We start from the raw sequence: 24453 nt of genomic DNA, 5'->3' as shown, positions 1-24453 counted from the left end.
CTAAGCCGGCTGAGATTGTTGAAGCTAACTGTTGAAGCTAACTGATGAAGGCGGGCAATATGAGTGTGGCCAAGATGAAGATAGTGATACTCGACGGCTTTACCTTGAATCCCGGGGACTTGGATGACCGGGCGCTGCAGTCCCTGGGGGAGGTCATAAGCCACGACAGGACCCGGGTCGAGTCTATCCCGGCGCGAGCCAGGGGGGCGCAGGTCTTGCTCACCAACAAGACTCCCCTGGGCCGGGAAACCTTGGCCCGGCTTCCCGAGCTCAGCTATATCGGGGTGTTGGCCACCGGCACCAATGTGGTGGATATGGCTGCCGCCAGCGAGCAGGGCATATGTGTGACCAATGTGCCGGGCTATGGTCCGGATGCGGTGGCGCAGATGGTGTTTGCCCATATACTGCACCACAGCCAAAGCCTGGCATTGCATGACAGTGCGGTGAAGGCCGGCGCCTGGAGCCGGGCGGCAGACTTCTGCTTCACCCTGGCGCCCTTGCAATCGCTGAAAGGCAAGACCCTGGGACTGATAGGTTATGGCGCCATAGGCCAACGGGTGGCGAGCATCGCCTTGGCCTTTGGGATGCGCGTCCTGGTGCATAGCCGCAGTCTTGGGGGAGAGTCCAGCGGCAACCGCCAGGCGTTGCCCGAGGGCATCGCCTGGGCCCCATTCGAAAGCCTGCTGGCCCAGGCGGATATCTTATCCCTGCATTGCCCCTTGACCCGGGAAACCGACAAGCTGATCAACGCCGCCACACTGGCGCTGATGCAGCCGGGTGCCTTGCTGATCAACACGGCCAGGGGCGGCCTGATAGACGAAGCGGCACTGGCCGCCGCCCTCAATGCCGGTCGGCTGCGCGCCGGTGTCGATGTGCTGTCGACCGAGCCGCCGGCCGCGGACAACCCGCTGCTGAGCGCGGCCAACATCAGCATCAGTCCCCATATCGCCTGGGCGACGCGCGAGGCCAGGCAAAACTTGTTGGATATCGCCGTGGCCAACATTCAGGCCTTCCTGGCCGGCAAAGCGATCAACAGGGTGAACTGAGGGCACCCTCGCCCTCAGGCCCTGGGCGCCGTATCAGAAGCTTACCTTTACCTCGGCGGCGGCCGCCAATGCCTTGGCGATGGCGCCGTCCGTGTCTTCGGCCCGTGCCAGGGCGACCCCAAGACGGCGGCGGCCGGCGATAACGGGTTTGCCGAACAGGCGCAACTGAGTGTCCGGCTGCGCCAGCGCCTGCGGCAGGCCGGTGTAACTCAGGTTGTCCGAGTGGCCTTCGGCCAGGATCACCGCCGAGGCGCAGGCACCCAGTTGGCGTATGCCGTGGATCGGCAGGCCCAGGATGGCGCGCACATGCAGGGCAAACTCAGACAGATCCTGGCTGATGAGGGTCACCATGCCAGTGTCGTGTGGCCTGGGCGAGACCTCGGAGAAGTACACCTCATCGCCTCTGATGAACAGCTCCACCCCAAACAGACCATAGCCGCCGAGCGCAGTGACCACCTTATGGGCTATCTCCCGGGCGCGGGTGAGCGCCATCTCGGACATGGCCTGTGGCTGCCAGGACTCGCGATAGTCGCCATCCTCTTGCCTGTGGCCTATGGGGGCACAGAAGTGAATCCCATCTATGGCGCTCACCGTCAGCAGGGTGATCTCATAGTCGAAGGGAATGAAGGCTTCGACTATCACTCGGCCTTCGCCGGCGCGGCCACCCTGCTGGGCATGGTCCCAGGCAGAGGCCACAGTGTCTGGCCGGCGGATCAGGCTCTGGCCTTTGCCCGATGAACTCATCAGCGGCTTGACGACACAGGGCAGGCCTATCTGGGATACGGCCTGCTCAAATTCGGCCCGGGTGTCGCAGAAGCGATAATCCGAGGTGGGCAGGCCCAAGTCCTGTGCCGCCAACCTGCGGATGCCTTCCCTGTCCATGGTCAGCTGCGCCGCCCTGGCGGTAGGCACGACATGCAGGCCATCGGCTTCCAGCTCGACCAGGGTCTGGGTGGCTATGGCCTCGATTTCCGGGATCACAAGTTGAGGTTGCTCCAGGGCGATAACGGCCCTGAGCGCCGCCCCATCCAGCATGTCGATAACATGAAATCTGTGGGCAAGCTGCATCGCCGGGGCGTTGGGGTATCTGTCGACCCCTATGACTTCCACCCCCAGGCGTTGTAATTCTATGGCGACTTCTTTGCCCAGCTCGCCACAGCCGAGCAACATGGCACGGACAGCTCCCTGGCAATGGGGTGTGCCCAGCGGCTGCATCTCTGTCAATTGAAAGCCTTTCATTCGGGTACCTTTATATACTGGCCGTTGGCCGATTATTTTTGCCTTAGTTTACCTCATCTTATATCACTAAACGGGCGTTTGGCCCGGATTGTTTGCTATTGCCGTGGTGGGAAGCGGGCCAGGATCCGGGCGACTGCCTTGGCCGATGCCATGGCCTTGTCTGCGGCGCCGGTATCGAAATCGAAGCTGTCACTGCCGCGCCAGACGAGCCGGCGGTTGGCTGAGTCCAGGATATCTATCTGTATTGTCTGACGCTTGGCGGTCTCGCTGCCGAGGGGGATCCCGACACTGGTGCCGACGCTTACGCCGCCGGAGCGCCCCCAGCTGCCTGTGCCCAGGCCGAGGGACAGGCCGGAATCTGCGGGCTTGTCTTGGGTCCGGACGCTGAAGCCGACCAGGAAATCGGCCCCTTGAGCCAGCTCGGCAAAGCCTTTACGCCTCAGCTCTGTGGTTATGTCGGCTTGGATGCGCTGGCTGCTCAGGGGATCGTCCGTGGCAATATTCGGCAACAGGGCGTAACTGTGCAGGCGGGTGAAGTCATAATTCAGGGCATAGTCTTGCTTGGGCTGGCTGCTGCAGCCATAGAGCAGACACAGGGACAAACAGGCTAACATCAGCCGGTGAAGGGCTAAGCGGCGAAAGGGCATGTTGGGCTCCTTGTTATTCTCTGGGCTTATGGGTTTATGCACTTTGCTTGAGTGTGTGCAATTTTAGCAAAAATGCCCATTATTTAGCCTGGGCTGTAGAAAAATAGCGCATTTTCTTATAGCTTTAACCCATGGAACAATTAGCCTTCTTCGCCATTCCCAGCCCCTGCATCGGCGTCTGCCAGTCCGATGACAGAGGCTATTGCCTCGGCTGCATGCGCAGCCGGGATGAGAGGTTTAATTGGCAGACTTTTTCCGATGCGCAGAAATACGATGTGATCCGCCTGTGCAAGCAGCGCAAACGCCGGCGTCAGCTGGCGCTGCTCAAGGCGCAGCAGGCGCAATTGCAACAGCAAAGGGCCGAGGCCAATCCTGAATTGAATTTCGACCCGGCCCCGGAAGCCGATCTCGACTTCGGTGATTTCAGCCTGGATTGAGGTTCGGGCTTAGTGTTCCGGGCTTTGTGGCCAGATGAGGCTGAAGCGGGTTTCGCCGCTCTCGCTATCCAGTGTCACCCGCCCCCTGTGCCGCGCCATGATGCGTTTGACTATCGCCAGCCCTAGCCCATGCCCCTTATGCTCACCGTCCGCCACTTTGCCGCGATAGAAAGGTTCGAACAGACGTTGCCGTTCTTCCTCCGGGATGGTGGGGCCATCGTTACTCACCGCCAGCGTTATCATGCCCTGGGATAGACCCACTTCGACCCGGATAGCCGTCCTGGCGAAGCGCTGGGCATTGGTAAGCAAGTTCTGCAAGGCTCGTTCGAGCAGCGCCGGCTCACACTGCAGCCGGATCTGCTCTTGGCGGGCATGCAATAAAATGGCCTGGATGCCGAGATCCTGGACTCTGGCGACGGTTTGGCGCACCAGGACGAGCAGCTCTATGGGCTCGCTCCCAGGCGTCTGGGGTTGGGTCTCCAGGCTGGCGTAGGTCAGCAGCTCCTGCAGCAGGCTTTCCATTTCAGCGACATCTTGGCCCATGCCTTCGAGCAACTGCCGGCGTTTATCCGCATGCCCGGCGGATGGGCTGTGTTGCGCCAAGAGGGCGAGGGCAAACTTGAGCCGGGCCAGTGGGGTACGGATCTCATGGGACACGGCATTGGACAAGTGCTGCTGGTTGTCGATCAGGGTGCCGATGCGCCGGGCCATGTCATTGAAGGTGTTGCCCAGCGGCCGCACCTGGGAGCGGCTGGACAAGGCGATGCGGGTATCCCACTTGGCTGCGCCGAAGGCCTCGGTCGCCCGCCGCAAGATGCGCAAGTCCCGCGACAGCGGCGCGACCCAGAGCAGGATGACCAGGGCGAGCGCCAGATAAAACAGCAGGGTAAACAGGCCGCGTGACTCGGCCCTGGGATCCATGTCGATAGGTCCTGCCACCAGCACCTGGGTGCCCAGCCCGACAAACTGCAGCTGACGTCCCTCAGGGGTTGTGGTGGTGAACAGCTCGCCCCGAGTCAGGCGGCGTTGCTGCGGCAGGGCCAGCTGCTCGGGGGCGAGCAGTTGCAGCGGCATGGCCCCGCGGGTGTCGATTGCCTGCAGATAGGTTTGGCGTTCGGCGACAGGCAGCTGCGCCAGCACTTGTGCCAGCGCCAGCAGCGGCGCATCTAAGACGCCGTTGTCATCGACATGCTGTTGCCACAGGCTGTCCAGGGTCCAGCCTATGCCGAGCAAGCTCAGGCTTAACAGCAGATAGAGACTGATGAAGAGACGTTTCATTCGGGCACTTGCCTCTGGCTCAATTATTCCAGGCCCCGGGGGCAAACAAGTAGCCCTGGCCCCAGACGGTTTTAATGCGGAATGGGGTGTCCAGGCTATCCCCCAGTTTCTTCCGCAGACGGGAGATGCGCACATCGATTTTCCTGTCTTTGCCATCGAAATCAATGTTGAGCAGGTAGTGATATATGTATTGTCGGCTGAGCACCTGGCCCGCCTGCGAGGCCAGCAACCACAGGAGTTCAAATTCGTGACTGGTCAGATCTATGTCGCTGCTGCCCAGGTGTATCGCCTGGGTGTGGGGATCTATGCTGAGCTTGCCGAAGCTCAGGCAGTGGGATGAAGCAGGTTGCTGCTGTTGCTGGCGTCGCAGCAGATTGTTGATGCGCGCCACCAGCAGGGCGGGATCCACGGGTTTGACGACATAGTCATCGGCCCCCAGCTCGAGTCCCCGGATTTGATCTTCGCTCGAGCCCAGGGCGCTCATCAGCAATATGGGGCCGGCAAAATATTCGGGCAGTTTTTCGCATAGGCTGAGACCGTCCATGCCGGGCAACATTATGTCCAGCAGTATGATATCGGGTTGATAGGTGATCAGCCGGCTCAACACGGTATCGCCGCGACGTTCTATCTCTACGTGCATGCCGTTGAGTTTAAGGTAGTCCAGGATCAGATTGGCCAGGCGGGTATCGTCTTCGACCAATAATACTCTATGGGGGGCTTGGGTGGGGGTCATCAAAATACACTCCATGGGTTGCGATAGCGCCTGCGTACCTGCGGCGCCGCGACTGAGCTGACGGTCAGCTGTGCCTTGGCCAGGGTCTTATGGGTTGCCTGGCTTATCATGACAAAATGTATGTCTTTGTGCGTCTCAATCTGCAGTGTGAGCCTGTCGACCTCGGGCGAGTCGTTGCACCAGTGTTGCCTGGCGCCATAGTCCGAGATGATGCAGATGAGTTCCTCGTGTACCAATTGCCACTGGAGGGTGATTTGCATGTCACAGCTCTGTGCCTTGGTCTGGGTGATGCATTGCTCCGGGGTCAGCTTGAGGCGGGCAAGCCGGGGTTTATCAGCCGCCAAGGCTTCGCCATGCAGCGCCATGGCGAGCAGCCAACAGAGTATGCCAAAGTGAATGTATTGAATGCCGCGAGTCACCAAAATCAGAACCTATAGGCCGCGCCGATGAAGTAGCTGCTGCTATAGTCTTTATTCAACAAGGGACTGGCAACTATTTCAGCGGCAATCTTGGTGTAGCGGGTGGCAAGCAATAATTCCCAATGCTCGTTCAGCACATAGCGGCCGCTGAACTCGGCTCCCCGGTTCCATGCCGCCTCGGCCCGGTATTCTTGGTTCCAGTAGCGGCTTTCACCGGGTCTGATGCCATAGTAGTAGTCGACTATTTCCCGGCTCTTCCATTCCAGCAGCAGTGCCAGATCGAATCGCCAACGCTGCAGCGCCAGTTTATAGGCCCATTTGATTTGGGCCTCGGTCCCCCGATGCACATCGAATAGGTCATGGCCCAGGGCGAGCCTGAATGTCCCCATGGGGGTATAGAAGAAGGCTTCGGCGCCGCCGAGCAGGGTGAAATGCCTGGCCTCCAGGGCCCCGATGGCGGGCTGAGGCCCCTGGTCCCTTAAGCTTTCCTGGGTCGCTATCGCGGCGGCCTGATTGTTGCCATTGGCGATGAAAATATTGCTGGGATCCCAGCGGTAGAAGTAGGCCCTGTCCAGGCTATAGCTGGTCGTCAGATTGACGCTGAAGTGCTCATCTTCGGCCAGGGTGTAGCCCAGGTTGCCATTGTCGAAGAACCAGTTGTCGCCATAGTAGGCTACCGAAGGCAACAGATAGAGGGGAATATCCTCATAATCCGCCAAGGGATTGGTTTTCTTGCCCCAGCCGAGCGCCAGGCCCAATTCCCATTGGCCGACGGGGATGCACTCCTCGTCTTGGTTGCAGCCAGAGTCGGCCAGTGCGAGCCCCGACAGGCTAAAGAGCAGCAGACCTAGGCTAATGCTGAGGCAATTTCTGGACATGGCAGGTGCTTTTAGTGCTTGCTTGACAAAGGGTTCATGAGAGTAGCATCGAATGCCATCCAGGGCAGCGGCAATTTGCCGCTTGATGCAAAGTGTTACAGCTTTAACCGCAACTTCAATTGTATTGCCCGCATAGATGTTGTAATGCCAGCTGTTGCTCGCTCAGCACCGCCACCTGGGGCAAGGCCAGGCCGACGGTACGCTTCAGATCTATGTCCTGCAGTGGTCGGAAAACGATTTCCTGCTGTTCCAGCAACGCCGGCAGCGCAGGCACCAGGGCGATCCCCAGACCTGCAGCCACCAGGCCGACGGCATATTCTATGGTTTGGATCCTGGCCCTGACCTGCACCCTGATGCCTTCGAGATCCAGCAGCTGCTGCAATGCCGTCAGGGCCTCACAGGGGGATCTGTGAATGAAGGGCTGCTGCTGCAGATCCTGCAAGCGTATCTGGCCCTTCAGGCTCAGGCTCATGGACGGCGGGATAGCCAACACATATTTGTCATGCCACATGGGGAAGAAGTGTTCGTTCGAGGTCAAATCACAGGTGGTCACTATGCGGGCGTCGGCCTGCTGATCCGGTTCCACCAGGGTGAGATCCATGGCCGGGCAGGCGTTGGTGAAGTCCTTGAGCAGCATGCTCATGCGCTGTACCCCGAGGGAGCGGATCAACCCCAGCTTGAAGGGGACTTGGGCCTCGGCCTTGGTAAACAGGGCCTGAATTGCCCGCGAGTCATTGAGTAATTTCTGGGCCAGGGGATAGAGACGCATGCCGGCTTCGGTCGGACTCACCCCCTTGCCGTGGCGATGGAATAACTGCACATTGAGCTCAGACTCCAGCTGGGCTATGGCGGCCGAGATCGACGGCTGGGCGATGAAACACTGCTTCGCCGCCTGGCTTATGCTGCCTTTCTCTATCACAGCGACAAAATAACTCAAGGCTCTGAGGTTCACCCGGCTCTCCTGCAAATGGACTGTTGGCGCCAAAATGGTGCCAGGACTGGTGGCAGCAATGCTATAGGTAAAACCTATAGATGCCAGAGAAAAAGAATATTTTTCCTAAGTCAAAATTATGCCTATGCTAGGCCAATAAGCAATGGTTGATTTATCGGCAGCTTGCGTTCGCACTTCATGCAACAGGATGCAACAGGCCGCTTAAGTCACGATATTAGACAGTTACATTTCAGCCAAGATAAGGATGATAACCATGGCCCGACAGCATTTCGACTGGCAAGACCCACTGCAACTCGACTCCCTGCTCAGCGAGGAAGAACGCCTCATACGTGACAGCGTCCACGAATATGCCCAGGACAAACTCATGAGCCGGGTGTTGATGGCCAACCGCAACGAGCATTTCGACCGGGAGATCATGAACGAGTTGGGGGCCTTGGGCCTGCTGGGGGCGACGCTGCCGGAAGCCTATGGTTGTGCCAACGTCAACTATGTCAGTTATGGCCTGGTGGCAAGGGAGATAGAGAGGGTCGATAGTGGCTATCGCTCCGCCATGAGTGTCCAGTCCTCCCTGGTGATGCACCCCATACATGCCTACGGCAGCGAAGCGCAACGCATGCGCTACCTGCCCAAGCTGGCCACGGGTGAATGGGTCGGCTGCTTCGGCCTGACAGAGCCGGATGCGGGCTCGGATCCCGGCAGCATGAAGACCCGCGCCGAGCGCATAGACGGCGGTTACCGTCTCACAGGCAGCAAGATGTGGATCACCAACTCGCCCATCGCCGATGTGTTTGTGGTCTGGGCCAAGCTAGATGGGGTCATTCGTGGCTTCATTCTCGACAAGGGCATGAAGGGCCTGAGTGCCCCCAAGATAGAAGGCAAGTTTTCCCTGCGGGCATCGATCACCGGCGAAATCGTCATGGACGGGGTCGAAGTGCCCGAGTCGGCGATATTGCCCAATGTCGAGGGGCTCAAGGGGCCATTCGGTTGCCTGAATAAGGCCCGTTACGGTATCGCCTGGGGCGCGCTGGGCGCCGCCGAGTTTTGCTGGCATGCGGCGCGCCAATACAGCCTGGACAGGATCCAGTTCAATCGCCCCTTGGCGGCGACCCAGCTGATCCAGAAGAAGCTCGCCGACATGCAGACGGAAATCGCCACCGGCCTGCTGGCCTGCCTGCAAGCCGGCCGCCTGATGGACGCCGGGACCCTGCCGGTGGAAGCCATTTCGCTGATCAAACGCAATTCCTGCGGCAAGGCGCTGGATATCGCCCGTGTCGCCAGGGATATGCATGGTGGCAACGGCATCAGCGACGAGTTCCATGTGATCCGCCATGTGATGAACCTGGAAGCGGTCAACACCTATGAAGGCACCCATGACGTGCATGCCTTGATCCTCGGCCGGGCACAGACGGGCATTCAGGCCTTCGGCTGATAGCCACAGAGCGGTCAGCGCCGGGCTGAGAGTCCGGTCCCTCGAGTGAAACGCCCCGAGCCCGGATGGATGAGGGGCGCAGCTATGCTGCCATAGCTTGGCAAGCTCTCTTGACAAGCTATGGCCCTATGACGGATGGCGAGAATATGGAAGACAGTGCGACTCTGATAGACAGGCAATTTATCGAACGTGTGCTCGGGCAGGATTTTGGCCGCCGGCCAGGCAGTCAGGTGTCGAGCCAGGAATTGGCCAACGGCTGGGATCACCGGCGGCTGGGACTGACGGACAGCGACTTCATCGGCCTGTTCGAATCCCAGCTCAAGAGTCGCTTGCTGGATCTCGAATCCCGCAAGATGCGCGGCCGCAACCAGGGCTTCTACACCATAGGCAGTTCGGGGCATGAGGGCAACGCCGCCTATGGCCTGGCCTTCAGGCCGACGGACATGGCCTTCCTGCATTACCGCAGTGCCGCCTTCATGATAGAGCGTGGACGCCAGCTTGCAGGTGAAACCCAGCTCTACGACATGTTGTTGTCCTTCGCCGCCTCCAGCGAGGATCCTATTTCGGGTGGCCGCCATAAGGTGCTTGGCAGCAAGCGGCTGGCGATCCCGCCGCAGACCTCCACCATAGCCTCGCACCTGCCCAAGGCCGTCGGTGCCGCGCTGAGCATTCCACTGACGCAGCGCCTGGGCCTGGCGGCTAACATGCCTTACGACAGCCTGGTGCTGTGCAATTTCGGCGATGCCTCCGCCAACCACGCCAGTGCCCAGACCGCCATCAACGCCGCCTGCTGGGCCGCGTACCAGAATGTGCCTCTGCCCCTGGTGTTCATCTGTGAAGACAATGGCATAGGCATATCGACGCCGACCCCAAAAGGCTGGATCCGGGCCAATTTCGGCAACAGGCCAGAACTCAAGTACTTCTACTGTGATGGCCGGGACATTCTCGACTGCTACAAGGTGAGTAAAGCGGCCGCCGATTTTGCCCGTACCCACCGCAAACCCGTGTTTTTGCATGTACGCACGGTGCGCCTCATGGGCCATGCCGGCAGCGATGCCGAGGTGGCCTATCTGACGAAACAACAAATCAGAGACAACGAGGCGCAGGATCCCCTGCTGATCAGCGCCCTGCAGCTCATTCAGGCGGGCCTGCTGTCGGCGGAACAGATAGTCGACATGTACCAGACGCTGAAAGCCAGGATAGAGGCGATTTCCCGCCAGGCCGTCACCCGTCCCAAGCTGACCACGGCCGAGCAGGTGATTGCCGGGGTGATCCCGCCCAGAGCGAAGGTTCCCGAGGTTGCCTGCCTGACCGAGGAACAGCTGAGCCGGCTGCTGAGCACGGATAAGCTGGCCCTGAGCAAGCCGCAGCACATGGGCAAGCTGATCAACCTGGCGCTGACCGAGCTGATGGCCAGGTTCGACAATGTGCTGGTCTGCGGGGAAGACGTGGGCAAGAAGGGCGGGGTATACAATGTCACCTCACGTCTGGTGGAGCGTTTCGGCCCCAACAGGGTGATCAATACCCTGCTGGACGAGACCTCGATCCTCGGATTGGGGATCGGCATGGCCCACAATGGCATACTGCCGATCCCCGAGATCCAGTTCCTGGCCTATGTGCATAATGCTGAAGATCAGATCCGCGGCGAGGCCGCCACCTTGCCTTTCTTCTCCAACGGCCAATTCAGCAACCCCATGGTGATCCGCATCGCCGGGCTCGCCTATCAGAAGGGCTTCGGTGGCCACTTCCACAACGACAATTCCTTCGCCGTGTTCCGGGATATTCCCGGGCTCATCATCGCCTGTCCCTCCAATGGCGCCGATGCCGTCGCCATGCTGCGCGAGTCCGTCAGGCTGGCGCGGGAGGAACAGAGGGTGGTGATCTTCCTCGAGCCTATCGCCCTCTACATGACCCGGGATCTGCATGAGGCGGGCGATGCCCTATGGAGTTTCGACTATGTGCCCGAGCATGCGGCCGCCCCCTTGGCGCTGGGTACGCCGGGCCAGCACGGCACGGGTGAAGAGCTCTGCATCATAAGTTATGGCAACGGTTATTATCTCAGCCGCCAGGCCGCTAAGCTGCTGGCCGAACAGGGGGTGGCGGCGCGGGTGCTGGACCTGCGCTGGTTGGCACCGCTCAATCAGCAGGCCATCATAGCGGCCGCCAGAGAGTGTCGCCATGTGTTGATCGTCGACGAATGCCGCAGGACGGCATCCATAAGTGAAGCCATAGTGACCTGCCTGCATGAGGCGCTGGGGGCCGAGTGCCCGCCGCTGGCCAGGGTTACCGCCGAAGACAGTTTCATTCCGCTGGCCGGGGCGGCAACCCTGCCACTGCCGGGCAAAGACGGCATAGTGGCGGCGGCGCAGGCCCTGCTGGCAAACACGGTACCGCAACAACGTCAGAGGGAGGCGTAGCATGAACGGAACTCTCAATCACAAGACTCTTGATGCCCAAGCCCTGGACGGCTCTGAGACGAGCCAGCCCAAGGCCCGCCAGCGTGTGCTGGTGGTCGCCCCGGGGCGGGGCTGTTACAACAAAGACGAACTGGGTTATTTGCAGCGTTTTCATGGCGGCAAGACAGAGTTCATCGCCGCCATAGATGACTACAGGGCGAGCCAGAAACAACCCGGGGTGGCGAAACTGGACGCCGCAGCCAAGTATGCCTTCAAGCTGCATACCCCAGGCGAAAATGCCTCGGCACTCATCTATGCCTGCGCCATGGCCGACTTCATGGACATAGACAGGGACAAGTACGAGATAGTCGCAGTCACGGGCAACTCCATGGGCTGGTATATCGCCCTGGCCTGTGCCGGTGCGCTCGACCCCAAGGCGGCGATTACCCTGATCAACACCATGGGCTCCATGATGCAGGACGGTTTGATCGGCGGCCAGCTCATCTACCCGGAAATGGATGCCGACTGGGTGAAAGATCCGGCCAAGACGGCACTCATAGATGCTTGCATCAGGGACATCAATGCCGAGGATGGCGCCGAGATCTTCACTTCCATCTACCTGGGCGGCTATCGGGTGCTGGCGGGTAACGAGGCCGGACTCAAGCTGGCCGAGGCGCGGTTGCCGCCACTGGATGAACGCTATCCGCTGCGGCTCTACAACCATGGCGCCTTTCACTCGCCGCTGTTGCAGGGGGTCTCGGCCAGAGGTTTGGCCCTCCTGGGGCCCGAACTATTCAAGCGGCCACAGCTGCCACTGATAGACGGCAGCGGTAGCATCTGGACCAGCTATGGGGCGGATGTCGACAAGTTGCGGGACTACACCTTGGGGCATCAGGTGGTGGAGCCCTATGATTTCACCCTGGCGTTGCAGGTGGCGGTGAAAGAGTTTGCCCCGGACAAGGTCATCATACTCGGGCCTGGCAATACCTTGGGCGGCCCTGTGGCCCAGAGTCTGATTGGCATACGTTGGTTCGACTGGCATGCCAAGGGGGATTTCACGGCGCGGCAGCAGCAAGATCCCGTGATGCTGGCCATGGGCAACGAGGAACAGCGGCAACTTGTGGTTTAGCCAAGCTGCCGCCATTACCGGCCATGGATTGGGCTCTTGCCTGAATGAAAGAGGGGCATCGATTCGATGCCCCTCTCTTGTGTGGCGGGTCGCTTATCTGCACCAGGCTATTTTGACAAGATAGTCTGAACAGAAGGGCCTGAGCCGACAGGTCCCCTCATTCACTCGGGTGCCGCGGTGCTCACTCGAGTGCTTACTTGAGTGCTCATTTGAGTTCCGGGAGTGTTTGGTAGCCCATTTCCGTGAGCTGATCGTTGACACAATCGAGCAGGTATTGGGGCAGGTCTGCGTCTTCCACCTGATCTTCGGCCGCCATCTGCTGACAAGCTGCCGTGAGTTCGGCGACATCCGCATCCGTTGCCATGGGCAGGGTCTCTTCTTCTGCTGCGAATGACGTAAAGCTCATCAATGCCGAGGCGATAAGGATCTTGGCGCTGAAGGGCAGGCTGGATAAAATTTTCATGATTTTTCCTTTTGTTATTTGAATACCACAACCAATGGCCATGATGCGAACCGCTCGGATCCCGTCTCGAATTCAGTGCCATTTACACCAGCAATCTAGCACCGCTAACCTCATAAAGATATTGAGAAAGACTGCCAATTTCGGTGATATTTTTTTGCCGTCATGGCATGCCCGTTTGCTAGTTGATGACCCGCCTGGGGTTGCGTTTAAGCCACTGCCGCAACGCCATGCCGATGAGAAAACCCAGGCCGTCACCCGAGGTGGTGATGAGGCGCAGTGCTATGGCCAGTGACAAGGCCATAGCCGAGCCATAGAGGGGATCCAGGGTGGCGACCAGCACTGCCTCGCGCAGCCCTATGCCGGCGGGTGCGCCCGGGGTGATGAAGCCGGCAATCCAGGCGAGGGAGAAGACCCCGGTCAACAACCAGAAATCCGTCGCCGGCCCACCGCCGAATGCCGCCATCAGCAGATATAGGATCAGCCCCATGATGAGGAAGTTGACACTGTAGAGCAGATAGCAAGCCAGCAGGCAGGGGGGCCTCGGCAGGCTGACGCTCGTTATCCCGAACCTGGCGGTCAGTCTCTTCAGGCCGAAAGACTTGGCCAACCAGAGGCCGGCCAGCAGCGCCAGCGGCAGCAGACAAAGGAGGGCGATCTTGCCGGGCGCCGCCACCTGAGGCAGGCTGGAGAGCAGGAGGCTGTTATTCAGCCAGAGGGCGAGCAGGCCGGTGCCGCCGGCTGCCAGTATGACCAGCAGGATCTCCAGTACCATGGTCACCGCGATACTGGCATTGGTCAGACCCATCTTGTGGGCCAATACTGCCCGGCTGATATGCTGGCCAACATTGCCCGGCAGGTACTTGGCAAATTGGGAGAGCAGCAGCGCAGTCAATACCCCAGGCAGCCTGGGGCTGGCGCCGACGGCACGCAGCAAGAGGTGCCAGGCAATGGCGCTTATCAGGAAGGCATTGAGATAGCAGAAGAGCCCGGCCAAGACGCTGGGCAAGGTATCGGCATAGATCAGGCTGCCGGCGATGAGAGACCAGTTGTCCAGTGCGTATTTGACAAAGAATAGACTGGTTAACAGGACCAGGATCAGGCCGCAGCAGCGCACTAGTGTGTTCAATCGTCCCCCTCAGTCAGGCCGTCATTGGCTTCTTGGCCGTAATAAAAAGGCGCGCCTGGAAGTATTTGCCTACCCAAGGCAGCAGTGATAATGGGTGAACTATGCGTGCAATATTATAGTGTGGGATAACCTGCGCGCTGACATCCTCAAATCCAGCCTCAGCCAGGAAGTGACAATTTTCCTGGACGTTTCTTACCGCTATGTGTTCCGGGAATTGTTTCAGCAAAAAATTGTGTTTTTTCATTATTTCCAATAGAAAATCGGCGTTGGGTGTATGCAGATACAGGTGCCCGCCTGGACGTAGGCAGGAATACATTGAATTTACAATTTCTTGCCATTCATCATCATAGACATGTTCACTTAAATCGAAAGAAAACCCAATGTCGAAACAATCCCTATGTTGTCGGCCGAAATGGGTTATGGAATCACAGCTGAAATCCACATTGCTGGCCTTCAGCGCGGCCTTTCTTTGATTGGCCACCTGGATAAACTCTGCCGAGAAGTCGACCCCCTTGTAAGTGCTTACCTTATCTCTGATGTACTCGACGATCACTGCATCACCGCAGCCGAAATCGACAACATCCGCACCTTGTAGCCCTTGGCTCCTGCTGGCCGTCATCAAATCAACCAGACGGCATAATCGCAGCGGTGATTTCCGGCGATAGCGAGCGACATAGTCGGCACCGTGCAGCCCTTGACGTTGCCGGAGATCGAGTCGTTCTGTCATTTCATTGCTCCTTTTCATCGCTCCTTGTTGTTAAGCCAACCGAGTGCCGTAAGACTCAATGCAAAAACCGAGTGTGCTCTGGTTGTCCCTGTAGCCCAGGCTTGCGCCAAGCCTTAACTTCTATGGGATTTGTGGTGGAGCATGGCGTCGAAAAGCTGGGCAAATTGTACCGCCGTGGCCTCTCTGGTGTAATGTTTGGTCGCTTGTTTCGCCTGGAAGATTAACTTGTCTGCCAACTGGGGTTCGGACAGCAGGCGCAACACGCTGCCGGCGATGGCCCCGGGATCGTCTTGGGGCACCAGGAGTCCGGTTTCCTCGTGTTTTACCGTATCCCCTATGCCGCCGACATCCGTGGCTATGACGGGGGTGCCGGCCTGCATGGCTTCGATGAAGCTCAGCCCCTGGGCTTCTGTGCTGCCGTCGGGCATCTGCTTCGAAGGGCCGACGAAGATGTCGGCGGCGGCGAGGTAATTGGGGACGTCCGAGGGCTCAACCCAGCCAATGAAGCTCACTCTTTGGCTTATGCCCAGGCGGTCCGCTAGGCTCACCAAGGCATCACGCCAGGGGCCTTCCCCCAGAATGAGCAAGCGACAATCCGTGAGCGTTTGGCTCAGCAGCGCCACGGCCCTGAGCAAGTCGCCTATGCCCTTTTGCTCGACCAGGCGCCCGACATAGATCAACAGCGGCCCCTGGTCGCCGCGGAATTGCTGCCGCAACTGGGCGACCCTGTCCGGGTTGGGCTGGTTGAGGGCTATCCCCATGGGGATCAGGCTGAGTGCGGTCAATTCGGGGGCGATGGCAAGCACCTGTTGCCGGGTCGCCGAGCTGTTGACTGTCACAGCATCGGCGCCCATCAGGGAGAAGGCCTTAAACTTGCTCAGCAGTTCGCCCTTGAGTGCGAAGGCATCGCTGCCGTGTACCGTTACCACATGGGGCAGGTTAAAGGGCCTGGCGGCGAGGACACCTGTGAATCCCTGGGGCAGTATCCAGTGGGAGTGCAGCAGATCATAGTGACCCGACAGCAGGCGTTTGACTATCGCCGTCCATTGAAAGAACACCAGCGCGGGTAACTTGAGGTAATTCAACTTGTTCTTTTGCAAATTCAGCAAGGCGCCTCCCTGGTAACAGACTGTCTCCAGGCGCTCGGGCCAGAGGTAGTGAAAGCGGTCGACACTGATGCCATTGAGTTGTTCCCGGCTCGCCGCGCTCGGCGCGTGGGGGGCCAGCACATCCACCTCCCAGCCCAAGGCCAGGAGATCCTGGGCCAAGTGCTGTACAAAGGGCGTGGTGCTGTCGCCTTCCCATCTGGGGTAGTTGGAGGTGACGCAGAGGACACGTCTCTTGTCATGTCCCCCATGCCCGCCGGCTCGTGCCTGTGTCATCTCTGCTCCCAAGTCCGCCCATCATCTGAGATTGGCTTCTGTCTGTGTGTCTGTATTTGTGTCCGTGGCTGCGACCCGGCACTCCGGCGGCCCCTGCTGCTTAAGGACATCTAAGTCTTTGCTGCTCTTGTTGTTAATCTCATTGCTGCCGCTAATTAAAACATAGCCGTCCGCCCGGGTGTCGGCCAGCATTTGCTCCAGTTTCTCCATGCGATAGAGCATTTTTTCCATCAGCTTGCGATTGAAGTTGATGAGATCTGCCACCAGGCCGATCAGCAGTATGATGAAGCCCAGCACCAACAGGGTGCCGCCGAGGATCAAGGATTGCACATGGCCATCACCCATGCCCTGAAAATAGAAATAGAGGAAGCGTATGATAGGCACGCCGCCTATGATGACCGCCAGCAGCCCCAGGCTGAAAAACACCCGCAGCGGCCGGTACATGGTATAGATGCGCACCAGGGTGCTGCAGGAGAGGTAAAGGAACTGGGGGATGTTGCGAAATAAGCGCGAGGCGCGCAGTTTACCGTTGGTGCGTATCGGGACAGATTGCACACTCAGGCGCTTGGCGCTCGCCTGCACCAGCATCTCTATGGTGTAGCTGAAGTCCGAGACTATGTTGAGCTGTTGGGCGGCGGTGCGGGAAATCGCCCTGAAACCGCTGACGGCATCGGCTATGTCCAGCGCCAGGGCTTTTCTAATGATGAAACTGCCTAACACCTGCAGGCTGCGTTTAAAAAACGAAAAGTGCGGATTGCGATAACCGCCCCTGTCGCCGACGACGATATCCGCCCGACCGCCCAGGACGGGTTGCACCAGGCGCGCTATGTCTTCGCCGCAGTATTGGTTGTCACCGTCCGTGTTGACTATGATGTCGGCTCCCAGGTGCAGGCAGGTCTCTATGCCGGTATGGAAGCTGCGCGCCAGCCCTTTATTGCCGGTATTGACTATGATGTGCTGCACCCCGGCCTTTCTGGCGACCTCGGCCGTGCCATCGGTGGAGCCATCATCTATGACCAGGGTTTCTATGCTGTCGATGCCGGGAATGCGCCTGGGGATCGCCTCGATGACTGAGGTGAGGTTGGCGGCTTCGTTGTAGCAGGGAATTTGCACTATCAGTTTCATCTTCCATACCTCGGCTATCCGTATTAGCTATCCGTATTGATTGCAGGCTTTAGAACCCGGTGAAAATGTCTGTGTTCGGCGCTGGCTCGCTCGGGCGATACAAGTGCTCCCCCCATCTCAGTGTATAGCGTCCCGGGGCCGCTGCGCCTTGGATCTTGTGGTTTCCGGCCTCGAGCCACAGGGTCTCTCCAGGGGCAAGCCGAATCTCGTCTATCGAGACCTTGGCCTCGCTCTCGAGTGTGTAACGGCCGTCTATGATGATGGGAAAGCGTATCTCGCTGGCGGCGTTCTCCAGGGTAAAGCGTTTACCCGCGACATAGAGCTCCCCCCAATGATGGATGTAATTGTCACTCAGCGCCCGTTGATCCGGATCCAGGAGGCGGTATGCCGCCACGCTTTTCAGGTTGGTCTTGTGCTCGACATCGAGCGAGCCCAGGTTGGCGATGAAAAATTTAGGCTTCCGCTCTTCTATGGCCTGTGCCAGCAGGGGGCGGTTTTGCCGGCGATAGTTGTCCATCCCCCAGGTGCTCATGAAGAATCCCACTCTGGGGTAGGAGGCGACCATGGCGCAGCGATCCAAATAAGTTGTCGGAGCTGGAAATGCCCTGTGGACCAGGGCCAGGAGTTGCCGTTGGCGATCCAGATTCCGGGTTTGCGGCAGCACCAGGCCATTGCCTATTAGGCTGATGCCTAGGCCGAGCAGCACCAGGCCCTTGATGATATTTGCCTCTCTCGCTTCTCTCTCTTCTCTCGCATTTGGTGCCGCGCGCATGTCTGTTTGTTTCCCCAGGCTATCCCAGGCGATGGCGCATAGTAGGCTGGCCGGCGCCAAGATGAAGGCGTAAAAATAGGGGAAGGCATTGCGATAAAACAACACTGAGGCCAATGGCAAGAGCAAGGCCAGCAGTATGCAGCCCCTGATCCGGGCCGCCTTCGGCCCGTTAACCATGGCGGCCAAGACATGCCTGACGCCGTAGAGCAGAGTCAACCAATAGGCCATATCCAGGATGAAACTCCGGAAGAGATAGCGTTTCCTGGGGAGCAGGCCTGGGTGTTTGACCGTCTTGTCGAAGCTGTTGGCCAGCATGGAAACATCTTTGTCTGCGTCTATGACATTGACTCCTGTCCTGTGATAAAGATAGAGCAGCCAGAAGATAACCAGTCCCGCCAGACTAAAGGCCAGGAGCCTGAAGACGGCGGTTTTGGGCTTGGCCGAGGTCAGTATCGGGACCAGCATTATGATGCCCAGCGTCGGCAGATACAGGGCCGACTTGAGCGTCAGCAGCAGCGCCAATGCGGTTGCGGCACCGGCCAGCAGGTAGGCGGTGAGCCCGGATTTTTTGGCGAGCAGCCAATCCAGGCTGGCCATCAAGCAGCAAGTCACCAGAGGATCTGCCCTGAAACTCGCGCCCATCCTGACATTGTAGGACACAGAGGCGTAGGCCAGCACGGCGAACAGGGCGGCGGCAGGGCCCGTGTAGCGGCGACAGATACGGTAGATGAAGCCGCAGGTCAGCAGTTGCAGGCCCAACATCAATAGCCTGAGCAGTATTATCTGCTCTACTTCATCGCCGCCTAACCAGCGTATCCAAGTGAAGAGTCGCACATGAAATGTCTGCAAGCCGCTGGACAGCTCGCCATCCAGATATCGATAGATGAGCGACAAGAAGTAAAACTCATCCCAATTTATTTCATAGCGAAAGGCGACAAATAAGCGGGCGCCGAAGGCCAGTCCGAGCAAGCCGAGCAGCAGCTTGACCTGAGTATGCTCCTGGCGCCCGACCCGGAGCGCACTGCTTGCCGTCGGCTCGCATGCCGGGAGCCTGGCGCCGCTTTCGAATGTGTCCATGTCTGCTTCCTGGTGGCTGTGTCTATCGGGTGGCCGCTCATGTTAAGGCGCTTATCGCTTATATTGAGGCGCTGGGTGTTAAGGCTCTGGCCGTTAAGGCGGAGAGCCGGGGGCTTGCCGCGCCGCGCCGCCCAGGTTGCTCGCCAGATACTTGTCAACACATTGCCTCGGCCCGGGAAAGCCTGGGTCCTTGGCATAGTGAGCACACAGGGCGGCCAGCATCTCGCGCCAGGGGGCTGCCCCCCGGTAATCGGCCAGGCTCTGCCAATTCTTGGCTTGGGTGTCGACCAGTATGAGCCTGTCTTCCTTGGGAAGCAGGGTCAGTTGCCACTGGCGGTAGTAAACCGCCCTCTGTTTCAGGGCGATACTGAGCTTGTAATCCTCGGGTTTCATCACGGCCCTGCCATTATCCCTGACTTCATAGAATGAAGCCGTCTCCGACAGGACCCGCTTCTCATCTATGAAGCTGGCATTGACTGAACGCACGGGAATAGAGGACTCGACATAGATTTTGCGCTCCAGATCCTTGGGCATCCATGGTCTGGGCAGCGGCTCACCGTCGAACTTGGCCGCCTTGGATTTTGCCCCCAGGCCGAGCTCCTTGAATATGCTGGGTGCCAGATCGACCAGGGAGAAGAGGCCATCCACTCGCTGTGGAGCACTCACGACCCGGCCGTTACGGTATCTCAGCCGGGCCAGCAGTACATCCGATTGCTCCTGAGCCAGGAGATTGGTGCCATGACCCCAGGCGGCCACCTTGAGCTTCCCATGACTCTGGGACGCCTTGTCCGCCGAGGTAGCGGCCATGAGTCTATCCTGTGACAGCATGAAGCCCTCGCCATGATCCGACAGCAGATACACAAGGGCATTGTCCAGCAGCCCAAGCCGCGCCAGCCCCTGGATAAAGTCAGCCACTTGCCTGTCGACCTTCTTGAGCATTTGTTGATACATATAGTGGTTGTAGTTGCCATCCCAGCGGGCAGGTTCGAGTTCGACAAAGTCTTTCGAGGTGAAGGGCCAATGCAGCTGGCAGAAATGGATCGCCAGGAAATTGGGCCTGTCCATGGCGAGCCCGGAGAGGACCTCATGGTTGAAAACCTCGGGATCATAGGCCTTGCCATAGGCCCTGTTGATAAACAGATAAGGGAATAGATAGCGGGAGCCCAGGGTATTGCTCAGCAGATTGACCAGTGGCAGATCGGCGAGGCTGGCGATGACGGCATCGGCGGCACCGATTTTGGGGCCTATGCTGATATCGAAGCCATAGTCTTCATCTATTTGATTGAAGCGCCGCTCATCCATGGCGTAGCTGGTCTGATAGCCAAGGGCCGATAATTCGCTCAACAGCGGGAACTTGTGCTCTACCAACTCGGGCGGTGCCAGGTTGAATCTGGCGCCATTGGTGGTCGGGTATTGGCCGGACAGGATGCTCATCCAGGCGACATAGGTGCGCCCCTGGGGGGTATATGCCTTGTTATAGACAGTGGCCTTGGCGAGCAGGGCATTGAGATTGGGGGCCAGTTTGCTATCTCCTCCCCGATAGGCCAGATGATCCGGACGCAAGGCATCTATGCCTATGATGAAGATATTCGGCGTCTGGCTGGCGGTGCTGTTACCACTCTTGGGGCTATTGATTGAGAGCAGGGCCGTGAGCAGCAGCATGGATGCGAGCAGTGTGTTCACTCTGGTTATGCCCAATGAGGCGTAGAGGCTGCCTATGAGGCCATAGAGGAAATTGGCCGCCAACAGACTGGCCAGCAAGCCGATGAAGGGCGCGCTGGCCAGAGGGGTGCCGCGGAAGATGCCTAACAGGGAGGTTGGGTAAAAGTAGGAGTTTGCCGCCAACGCCAGTATCAGGTGCAGCAGGAGCAGGACCAGCCAGATCTGGGTCTTGATATTCTCATTGCGGATCAGCTTGAACCAGGGACGACAGGACAGGGTGATGACGGCGGCCCAACAGGCATGCAGCACTATGACGACCCCAAGGAAATAGCCGATATCCAGGATGAGCCCCTCGCTCAACAGCTGCTCCGGGTCCAGGCGTGTCATGGCATTGGCGAGCGAAAAGGCGGAGTAGTATTGTATCAAGTGTTTGTAATTGAACAGAATGACTAATAGAAACAGCATGAATGCCAGCGTTCTCAGGTAGGTACGCATCAGCGAGATCTGTGCTGCTTGGCTCTGGGTTTCCGGCATGTGTTATGTCCCCCGACTCATCCCTTCATTCCTGCGCTTCCTGCATGTCCTGCTCTTCCTGTACTTGGTGTGCCTCTGTGAGCCTATCATCTTGGCCCAGGCCATATTTTTTAGCTGCCATGACTCCTAGTCACCATTATCCTCAGCTGCCATGGGGTCATGGGGTTGGGCGTCGTCATGCACCTGGAAATCGCCGTAGTGGCGCAATGCATCTTCACCCCGGCCCGATGGCCAGTCTCCCAGAATGAGATAACGCTCCGCCAATGTGGCCCCGGATTCCCGTTCCGATTGCACCGCGAAGCGGGCGTTTACAAGGCTCCAGGCTGGGAAGAGTATGACGGCAAACAAGAGCAAGATGATGAGTGTCAGAATGATTTGTGCTGAATGTGTTTTGCTTAGCTTCATGTCACTCACAACTCCCTTCGTCTAACGCCAATCCTGTGGTGGACAAGCTAAACCATCGAATGGCAACACTTAAAAAGTATAGTCATGAATTTTCCCTGGACTAAAAAATATCGGCGTGGCCAAGGGGCTGAGCCGCTCTCCCGAGTTGTCGTTGGCCTGGTTTTGTACTAGAGCTTTATACAAGCTTGCTACACGAGCCTTGCCCATGACTCGCCCCTGAATTGGGTTGCAATGCGTCTTTTGAGTTATTGGGGCTCGCCGTTTTATTCGGTTATTTGTTTGAGCAGACGGGAATTATGGATACAAAGACCAGCTCAGTGACAGGCATATCCGGCACTCTTTCCTCCAGGCAGCAGGCGCGGCCCTGTCGGCAATGGCTGCATGCCTCGCCGTTGGCGCTCAGTCATGGCAAGGTCGTGGGGCGGCGATGCCCTGGTCTTTGGCTCGCTCTCGCTTGCCTTCTTGGTCATTGCACTGCGCTGGCGGCAAACCAGGCCGTCAATGCAGTGTCATCGGCACAGGAAACTCACGCAGCGCAGAGTTTGCTCTGGTTCGATGGCAATGGGCCCAAGGCCTTGACCTCTGAGCTCTTGTCTTGGGCCGAAGATCTGGGCTCGATACCGTCATCGTCACAGGAAACCAGACCCGGGGTTGGCGCCGCTGCCACGGCCGAGTTGGATGCCAGTTATACTCGGCTGTTTCTGACCCTGCTCAATAGCGTCGCCAGGGAGCGCGGTCTGGATGTGCCACTCACGCCTCAGGCGCTGAGGCTCAAAGCCAGCCAAGGACAGCTGCCGTCCTTCATCAAGCAAATGTTGCCACAGCCAGGGGAAGTGACCCGGCTGCGGCAGATGATCAGGCGCTATCGGGACATGACCCGCTATGTTTGGCCTTCGCTGGAACAGCTGGAGTTCAAGTTGGGACAGAGATCGCCACAGATTGCTAAGCTCAGGTGGATGTTACGCCAGCTGGGAGATCTGGCCGCGGCAGAGGCGGATGCGTATCGGGAGGCTATCTATGAGCCGGCTCTGGTCTCGGCGATAAAACATTTCCAGCAAAGGCATGGATTGGCGATAAATGGCGAGCTCGACGGCGCCACGCTGCAGGCATTGAATACCCCTCCCGAGGCACGCATCTCACAGATGCAAGCCAATCTTTGGCGTTGGCTTGAACTCCCCGCCTTGCCCGAGGACTATCTGTGGATCAATCTCCCGGCGTTCAGGTTGGATGTCATCGACAGCGCCGTAGAGGTGATGAGCATGAAGGTGATAGTGGGCAAATCATCTACCCCAACCCCTCAGTTTACGACGCATTTGACCCGTTTTACCCTCAATCCGACCTGGACCCCGCCGGCCAGCATCATCTATGGTGAACTGATACCCAAAAATAGCCGGGAGCCCGGGTATTTATCGAGTCAGGGCTTCGAGTTGCGCAAGCCAAGAGCTAATGAGGCCCAGGTGCTCCCGCTCGCCGATATGTCGGCCAGTCAGATAGCCGGGCATTTGTCGGAATACCAGTTGGTTCAGGCGCCGGGCACGAGAAATGCGCTCGGCAAGCTGAGATTTTCCATTCCCAATACCAATGCCATTTATCTGCATGATACGCCGGTGAAGTCGCTATTTCGCAAGCGCAACCGCGCCCTGAGCCATGGCTGTATCCGTCTCGAACAACCACAGGCTCTGTTAAAGTATTTGCTGCGAAAAAATGCCGCACTGAATGCGGCCGTTATCGATAATTTGGCGGCTCAGCAGCATCCAAGTGACTTTAACCTGCCCAGACCTATGCCAGTGTATATCACCTATCACACGACTTGGGTCGATGATGCCGGAGTGCTGCAGATCCGCCCCGATATCTATCATTTAGATCATAAAGGATGAGGCTATGGAAGTTCAGGCCAAGGAGCTCACGCAACTCATTCGCAAAGAGAAGAACGCCCGAATGCGGTTGAAACTGTTAGCCTTGCTGCATTTTCATGATGGCAAGTCCCGCTATCAGATAGCCGCTTATTTAAAAGTCAGTCGCACCAGTGTCAATAAATGGATAAGCAGTTATCTGTCCCATGGTTTGAAAGGGCTAAAGGATAAGAAGCATTCGGGGCGGCCTCCCTTCCTGACGCCGGAACAAGAGTCGCAGTTGTCTGCTTATGTGACCAAAAGATTGAAGAAAATGGATAAAGACAAGATCGGTGGGCCCGAAATCAAAGCATACATTTCATCTTCATTCGGTATCGACTATGAAATATCGAGCGTCTACCGTATTTTAAGCCGTCTGGGCTTGTCTTGAAGCTAGGTTGTTGAGTCTGCCGACGGTTTTTTGCCCGGCTTATTTTTGATGCCAGAGCCTAATCTTCTCAATTTATGCCGTTCACTTAAGGCTTAAGCCTTAAGCTCTATGGCCAGGCAGTCGTCATCCCATGTTAATGTTTTCACCTAGGGCCCGGGTGATATCTAAGCTCGGTTCGCCTCCTTTTTATCTCTCTTGTTTCCTTGTTTTGGAGTCTGTTTGCAAGTCCATCCTTGTGAGCCAACATCAGGCCATAGTTTCTGAATGAGAATTAATATTGTGAAACAAGGAATTAATCCTTTGGATGCTTTTGT

Annotated in this window: 22 protein-coding genes; 7 read left to right on the top strand and 15 right to left on the bottom strand. The window is 58.1% G+C overall.

Features of this window, described 5'->3' with window-relative positions:
* Nucleotides 1-74 precede the first annotated feature (74 nt).
* A complete protein-coding gene (locus HC757_RS06750) occupies nt 75-1046 on the top strand; it encodes a D-2-hydroxyacid dehydrogenase (protein WP_169563653.1) in 972 nt (323 codons plus the stop codon).
* Nucleotides 1047-1079: 33 nt separating this feature from the next.
* Here the strand turns inward: HC757_RS06750 and purT are convergent, their stop codons facing one another.
* Nucleotides 1080-2261: a formate-dependent phosphoribosylglycinamide formyltransferase gene (gene purT / locus HC757_RS06745; RefSeq protein ID WP_169563652.1), complete on the bottom strand. Its 1182-nt coding sequence runs from the start codon at nt 2259-2261 to the stop codon at nt 1080-1082.
* A gap of 119 nt (nt 2262-2380) precedes the next feature.
* Nucleotides 2381-2932, bottom strand: coding sequence for a DUF4136 domain-containing protein (locus HC757_RS06740; RefSeq protein WP_169563541.1), 552 nt, complete (start codon nt 2930-2932; stop codon nt 2381-2383).
* Nucleotides 2933-3063: 131 nt separating this feature from the next.
* Between HC757_RS06740 and HC757_RS06735 the strand changes: the two genes are divergently transcribed.
* Nucleotides 3064-3369: a DUF1289 domain-containing protein gene (locus tag HC757_RS06735; protein ID WP_169563540.1), complete on the top strand. Its 306-nt coding sequence runs from the start codon at nt 3064-3066 to the stop codon at nt 3367-3369.
* Nucleotides 3370-3378: 9 nt separating this feature from the next.
* Here the strand turns inward: HC757_RS06735 and HC757_RS06730 are convergent, their stop codons facing one another.
* The 5 genes from HC757_RS06730 to HC757_RS06710 all read right to left on the bottom strand — a co-directional run bounded on the left by HC757_RS06730 (nt 3379) and on the right by HC757_RS06710 (nt 7629).
* Nucleotides 3379-4647 (bottom strand): ATP-binding protein, encoded by a 1269-nt coding sequence (locus tag HC757_RS06730; protein ID WP_169563539.1) that lies wholly within the window; start codon nt 4645-4647, stop codon nt 3379-3381.
* 19 nt (nt 4648-4666) lie between these two features.
* On the bottom strand, nt 4667-5380 hold the full coding sequence (locus HC757_RS06725; RefSeq protein WP_169563538.1) for a response regulator: 714 nt from the start codon (nt 5378-5380) through the stop codon (nt 4667-4669).
* Nucleotides 5380-5799, bottom strand: coding sequence for a DUF3019 domain-containing protein (locus HC757_RS06720; RefSeq protein WP_342343049.1), 420 nt, complete (start codon nt 5797-5799; stop codon nt 5380-5382). Before HC757_RS06720 ends, HC757_RS06725 begins: the two co-directional genes overlap by 1 nt.
* A gap of 5 nt (nt 5800-5804) precedes the next feature.
* Nucleotides 5805-6677, bottom strand: coding sequence for a MipA/OmpV family protein (locus tag HC757_RS06715; RefSeq protein ID WP_169563537.1), 873 nt, complete (start codon nt 6675-6677; stop codon nt 5805-5807).
* A gap of 115 nt (nt 6678-6792) precedes the next feature.
* Complete coding sequence (locus tag HC757_RS06710; protein WP_169563536.1) at nt 6793-7629, bottom strand: LysR family transcriptional regulator; 837 nt, start codon at nt 7627-7629, stop codon at nt 6793-6795.
* Between the two features lie 253 nt (nt 7630-7882).
* Here HC757_RS06710 and HC757_RS06705 point away from each other — a divergent pair, with 253 nt between their 5' ends.
* The 3 genes from HC757_RS06705 (at nt 7883) to HC757_RS06695 (ending at nt 12583) form a co-directional block, all read left to right on the top strand.
* Nucleotides 7883-9058: an acyl-CoA dehydrogenase gene (locus HC757_RS06705; protein ID WP_169563535.1), complete on the top strand. Its 1176-nt coding sequence runs from the start codon at nt 7883-7885 to the stop codon at nt 9056-9058.
* A gap of 146 nt (nt 9059-9204) precedes the next feature.
* Nucleotides 9205-11475 (top strand): thiamine pyrophosphate-dependent enzyme, encoded by a 2271-nt coding sequence (locus HC757_RS06700; protein ID WP_169563534.1) that lies wholly within the window; start codon nt 9205-9207, stop codon nt 11473-11475.
* Between the two features lies 1 nt (nt 11476).
* A complete protein-coding gene (locus HC757_RS06695; RefSeq protein ID WP_244623253.1) occupies nt 11477-12583 on the top strand; it encodes an ACP S-malonyltransferase in 1107 nt (368 codons plus the stop codon).
* Nucleotides 12584-12788: 205 nt separating this feature from the next.
* Here HC757_RS06695 and HC757_RS06690 read toward each other — a convergent pair whose 3' ends face one another.
* The 8 genes from HC757_RS06690 to HC757_RS06655 form a co-directional block, all read right to left on the bottom strand.
* Nucleotides 12789-13046 carry a hypothetical protein gene (locus HC757_RS06690; RefSeq protein WP_169563533.1) on the bottom strand — a complete coding sequence of 86 codons (258 nt, stop codon included), beginning with the start codon at nt 13044-13046 and terminating at the stop codon, nt 12789-12791.
* A 178-nt stretch (nt 13047-13224) separates the two neighbouring features.
* Entirely contained in the window at nt 13225-14172 is a 948-nt protein-coding gene (locus HC757_RS06685; protein ID WP_169563532.1) for a lysylphosphatidylglycerol synthase transmembrane domain-containing protein, read from the bottom strand.
* 13 nt (nt 14173-14185) lie between these two features.
* The gene (locus HC757_RS06680) at nt 14186-14899 is read right to left on the bottom strand and encodes a class I SAM-dependent methyltransferase (protein ID WP_169563531.1); all 714 of its coding nucleotides are present in this window, start codon (nt 14897-14899) and stop codon (nt 14186-14188) included.
* Nucleotides 14900-15012: 113 nt separating this feature from the next.
* Nucleotides 15013-16281 carry a glycosyltransferase family 4 protein gene (locus HC757_RS06675; protein ID WP_169563530.1) on the bottom strand — a complete coding sequence of 423 codons (1269 nt, stop codon included), beginning with the start codon at nt 16279-16281 and terminating at the stop codon, nt 15013-15015.
* 21 nt (nt 16282-16302) lie between these two features.
* A complete protein-coding gene (locus tag HC757_RS06670; protein WP_169563529.1) occupies nt 16303-17406 on the bottom strand; it encodes a glycosyltransferase family 2 protein in 1104 nt (367 codons plus the stop codon).
* Nucleotides 17407-17455: 49 nt separating this feature from the next.
* Nucleotides 17456-19255 carry a glycosyltransferase family 39 protein gene (locus HC757_RS06665; protein WP_169563528.1) on the bottom strand — a complete coding sequence of 600 codons (1800 nt, stop codon included), beginning with the start codon at nt 19253-19255 and terminating at the stop codon, nt 17456-17458.
* A gap of 93 nt (nt 19256-19348) precedes the next feature.
* Entirely contained in the window at nt 19349-21451 is a 2103-nt protein-coding gene (locus HC757_RS06660) for a sulfatase-like hydrolase/transferase (protein WP_169563527.1), read from the bottom strand.
* 126 nt (nt 21452-21577) lie between these two features.
* Nucleotides 21578-21856 carry a hypothetical protein gene (locus HC757_RS06655; protein WP_169563526.1) on the bottom strand — a complete coding sequence of 93 codons (279 nt, stop codon included), beginning with the start codon at nt 21854-21856 and terminating at the stop codon, nt 21578-21580.
* A gap of 296 nt (nt 21857-22152) precedes the next feature.
* Between HC757_RS06655 and HC757_RS06650 the strand changes: the two genes are divergently transcribed.
* Both HC757_RS06650 and HC757_RS06645 read left to right on the top strand, forming a co-directional pair.
* Complete coding sequence (locus HC757_RS06650; protein WP_169563525.1) at nt 22153-23733, top strand: L,D-transpeptidase family protein; 1581 nt, start codon at nt 22153-22155, stop codon at nt 23731-23733.
* Between the two features lie 4 nt (nt 23734-23737).
* Nucleotides 23738-24139 (top strand): helix-turn-helix domain-containing protein, encoded by a 402-nt coding sequence (locus HC757_RS06645; RefSeq protein ID WP_169563524.1) that lies wholly within the window; start codon nt 23738-23740, stop codon nt 24137-24139.
* The last annotated feature ends 314 nt before the right edge of the window (nt 24140-24453 follow it).

Origin of the sequence: Shewanella salipaludis (assembly GCF_012911865.1) — a bacterium.
Taxonomy (GTDB): Bacteria; Pseudomonadota; Gammaproteobacteria; order Enterobacterales; family Shewanellaceae; genus Shewanella; species Shewanella salipaludis.
The sequence above is the reverse complement of the archived record's forward strand: the minus strand, read 5'-3'. Positions and strand labels throughout refer to the sequence as shown.

Coding starts and splice junctions, on each gene's coding strand:
- HC757_RS06750 (WP_169563653.1), top strand. CDS start 75: ATGAAGATAGTGATACTCGACGGCTTTACCTTGAATCCCGGGGACTTG.
- purT (WP_169563652.1), bottom strand. CDS start 2,261: ATGCAGCCGCTGGGCACACCCCATTGCCAGGGAGCTGTCCGTGCCATG.
- HC757_RS06740 (WP_169563541.1), bottom strand. CDS start 2,932: ATGCCCTTTCGCCGCTTAGCCCTTCACCGGCTGATGTTAGCCTGTTTG.
- HC757_RS06735 (WP_169563540.1), top strand. CDS start 3,064: ATGGAACAATTAGCCTTCTTCGCCATTCCCAGCCCCTGCATCGGCGTC.
- HC757_RS06730 (WP_169563539.1), bottom strand. CDS start 4,647: ATGAAACGTCTCTTCATCAGTCTCTATCTGCTGTTAAGCCTGAGCTTG.
- HC757_RS06725 (WP_169563538.1), bottom strand. CDS start 5,380: ATGACCCCCACCCAAGCCCCCCATAGAGTATTATTGGTCGAAGACGAT.
- HC757_RS06715 (WP_169563537.1), bottom strand. CDS start 6,677: ATGTCCAGAAATTGCCTCAGCATTAGCCTAGGTCTGCTGCTCTTTAGC.
- HC757_RS06705 (WP_169563535.1), top strand. CDS start 7,883: ATGGCCCGACAGCATTTCGACTGGCAAGACCCACTGCAACTCGACTCC.
- HC757_RS06700 (WP_169563534.1), top strand. CDS start 9,205: ATGGAAGACAGTGCGACTCTGATAGACAGGCAATTTATCGAACGTGTG.
- HC757_RS06695 (WP_244623253.1), top strand. CDS start 11,477: ATGAACGGAACTCTCAATCACAAGACTCTTGATGCCCAAGCCCTGGAC.
- HC757_RS06690 (WP_169563533.1), bottom strand. CDS start 13,046: ATGAAAATTTTATCCAGCCTGCCCTTCAGCGCCAAGATCCTTATCGCC.
- HC757_RS06680 (WP_169563531.1), bottom strand. CDS start 14,899: ATGACAGAACGACTCGATCTCCGGCAACGTCAAGGGCTGCACGGTGCC.
- HC757_RS06675 (WP_169563530.1), bottom strand. CDS start 16,281: ATGACACAGGCACGAGCCGGCGGGCATGGGGGACATGACAAGAGACGT.
- HC757_RS06670 (WP_169563529.1), bottom strand. CDS start 17,406: ATGAAACTGATAGTGCAAATTCCCTGCTACAACGAAGCCGCCAACCTC.
- HC757_RS06665 (WP_169563528.1), bottom strand. CDS start 19,255: ATGGACACATTCGAAAGCGGCGCCAGGCTCCCGGCATGCGAGCCGACG.
- HC757_RS06660 (WP_169563527.1), bottom strand. CDS start 21,451: ATGCCGGAAACCCAGAGCCAAGCAGCACAGATCTCGCTGATGCGTACC.
- HC757_RS06655 (WP_169563526.1), bottom strand. CDS start 21,856: ATGAAGCTAAGCAAAACACATTCAGCACAAATCATTCTGACACTCATC.
- HC757_RS06650 (WP_169563525.1), top strand. CDS start 22,153: ATGGATACAAAGACCAGCTCAGTGACAGGCATATCCGGCACTCTTTCC.
- HC757_RS06645 (WP_169563524.1), top strand. CDS start 23,738: ATGGAAGTTCAGGCCAAGGAGCTCACGCAACTCATTCGCAAAGAGAAG.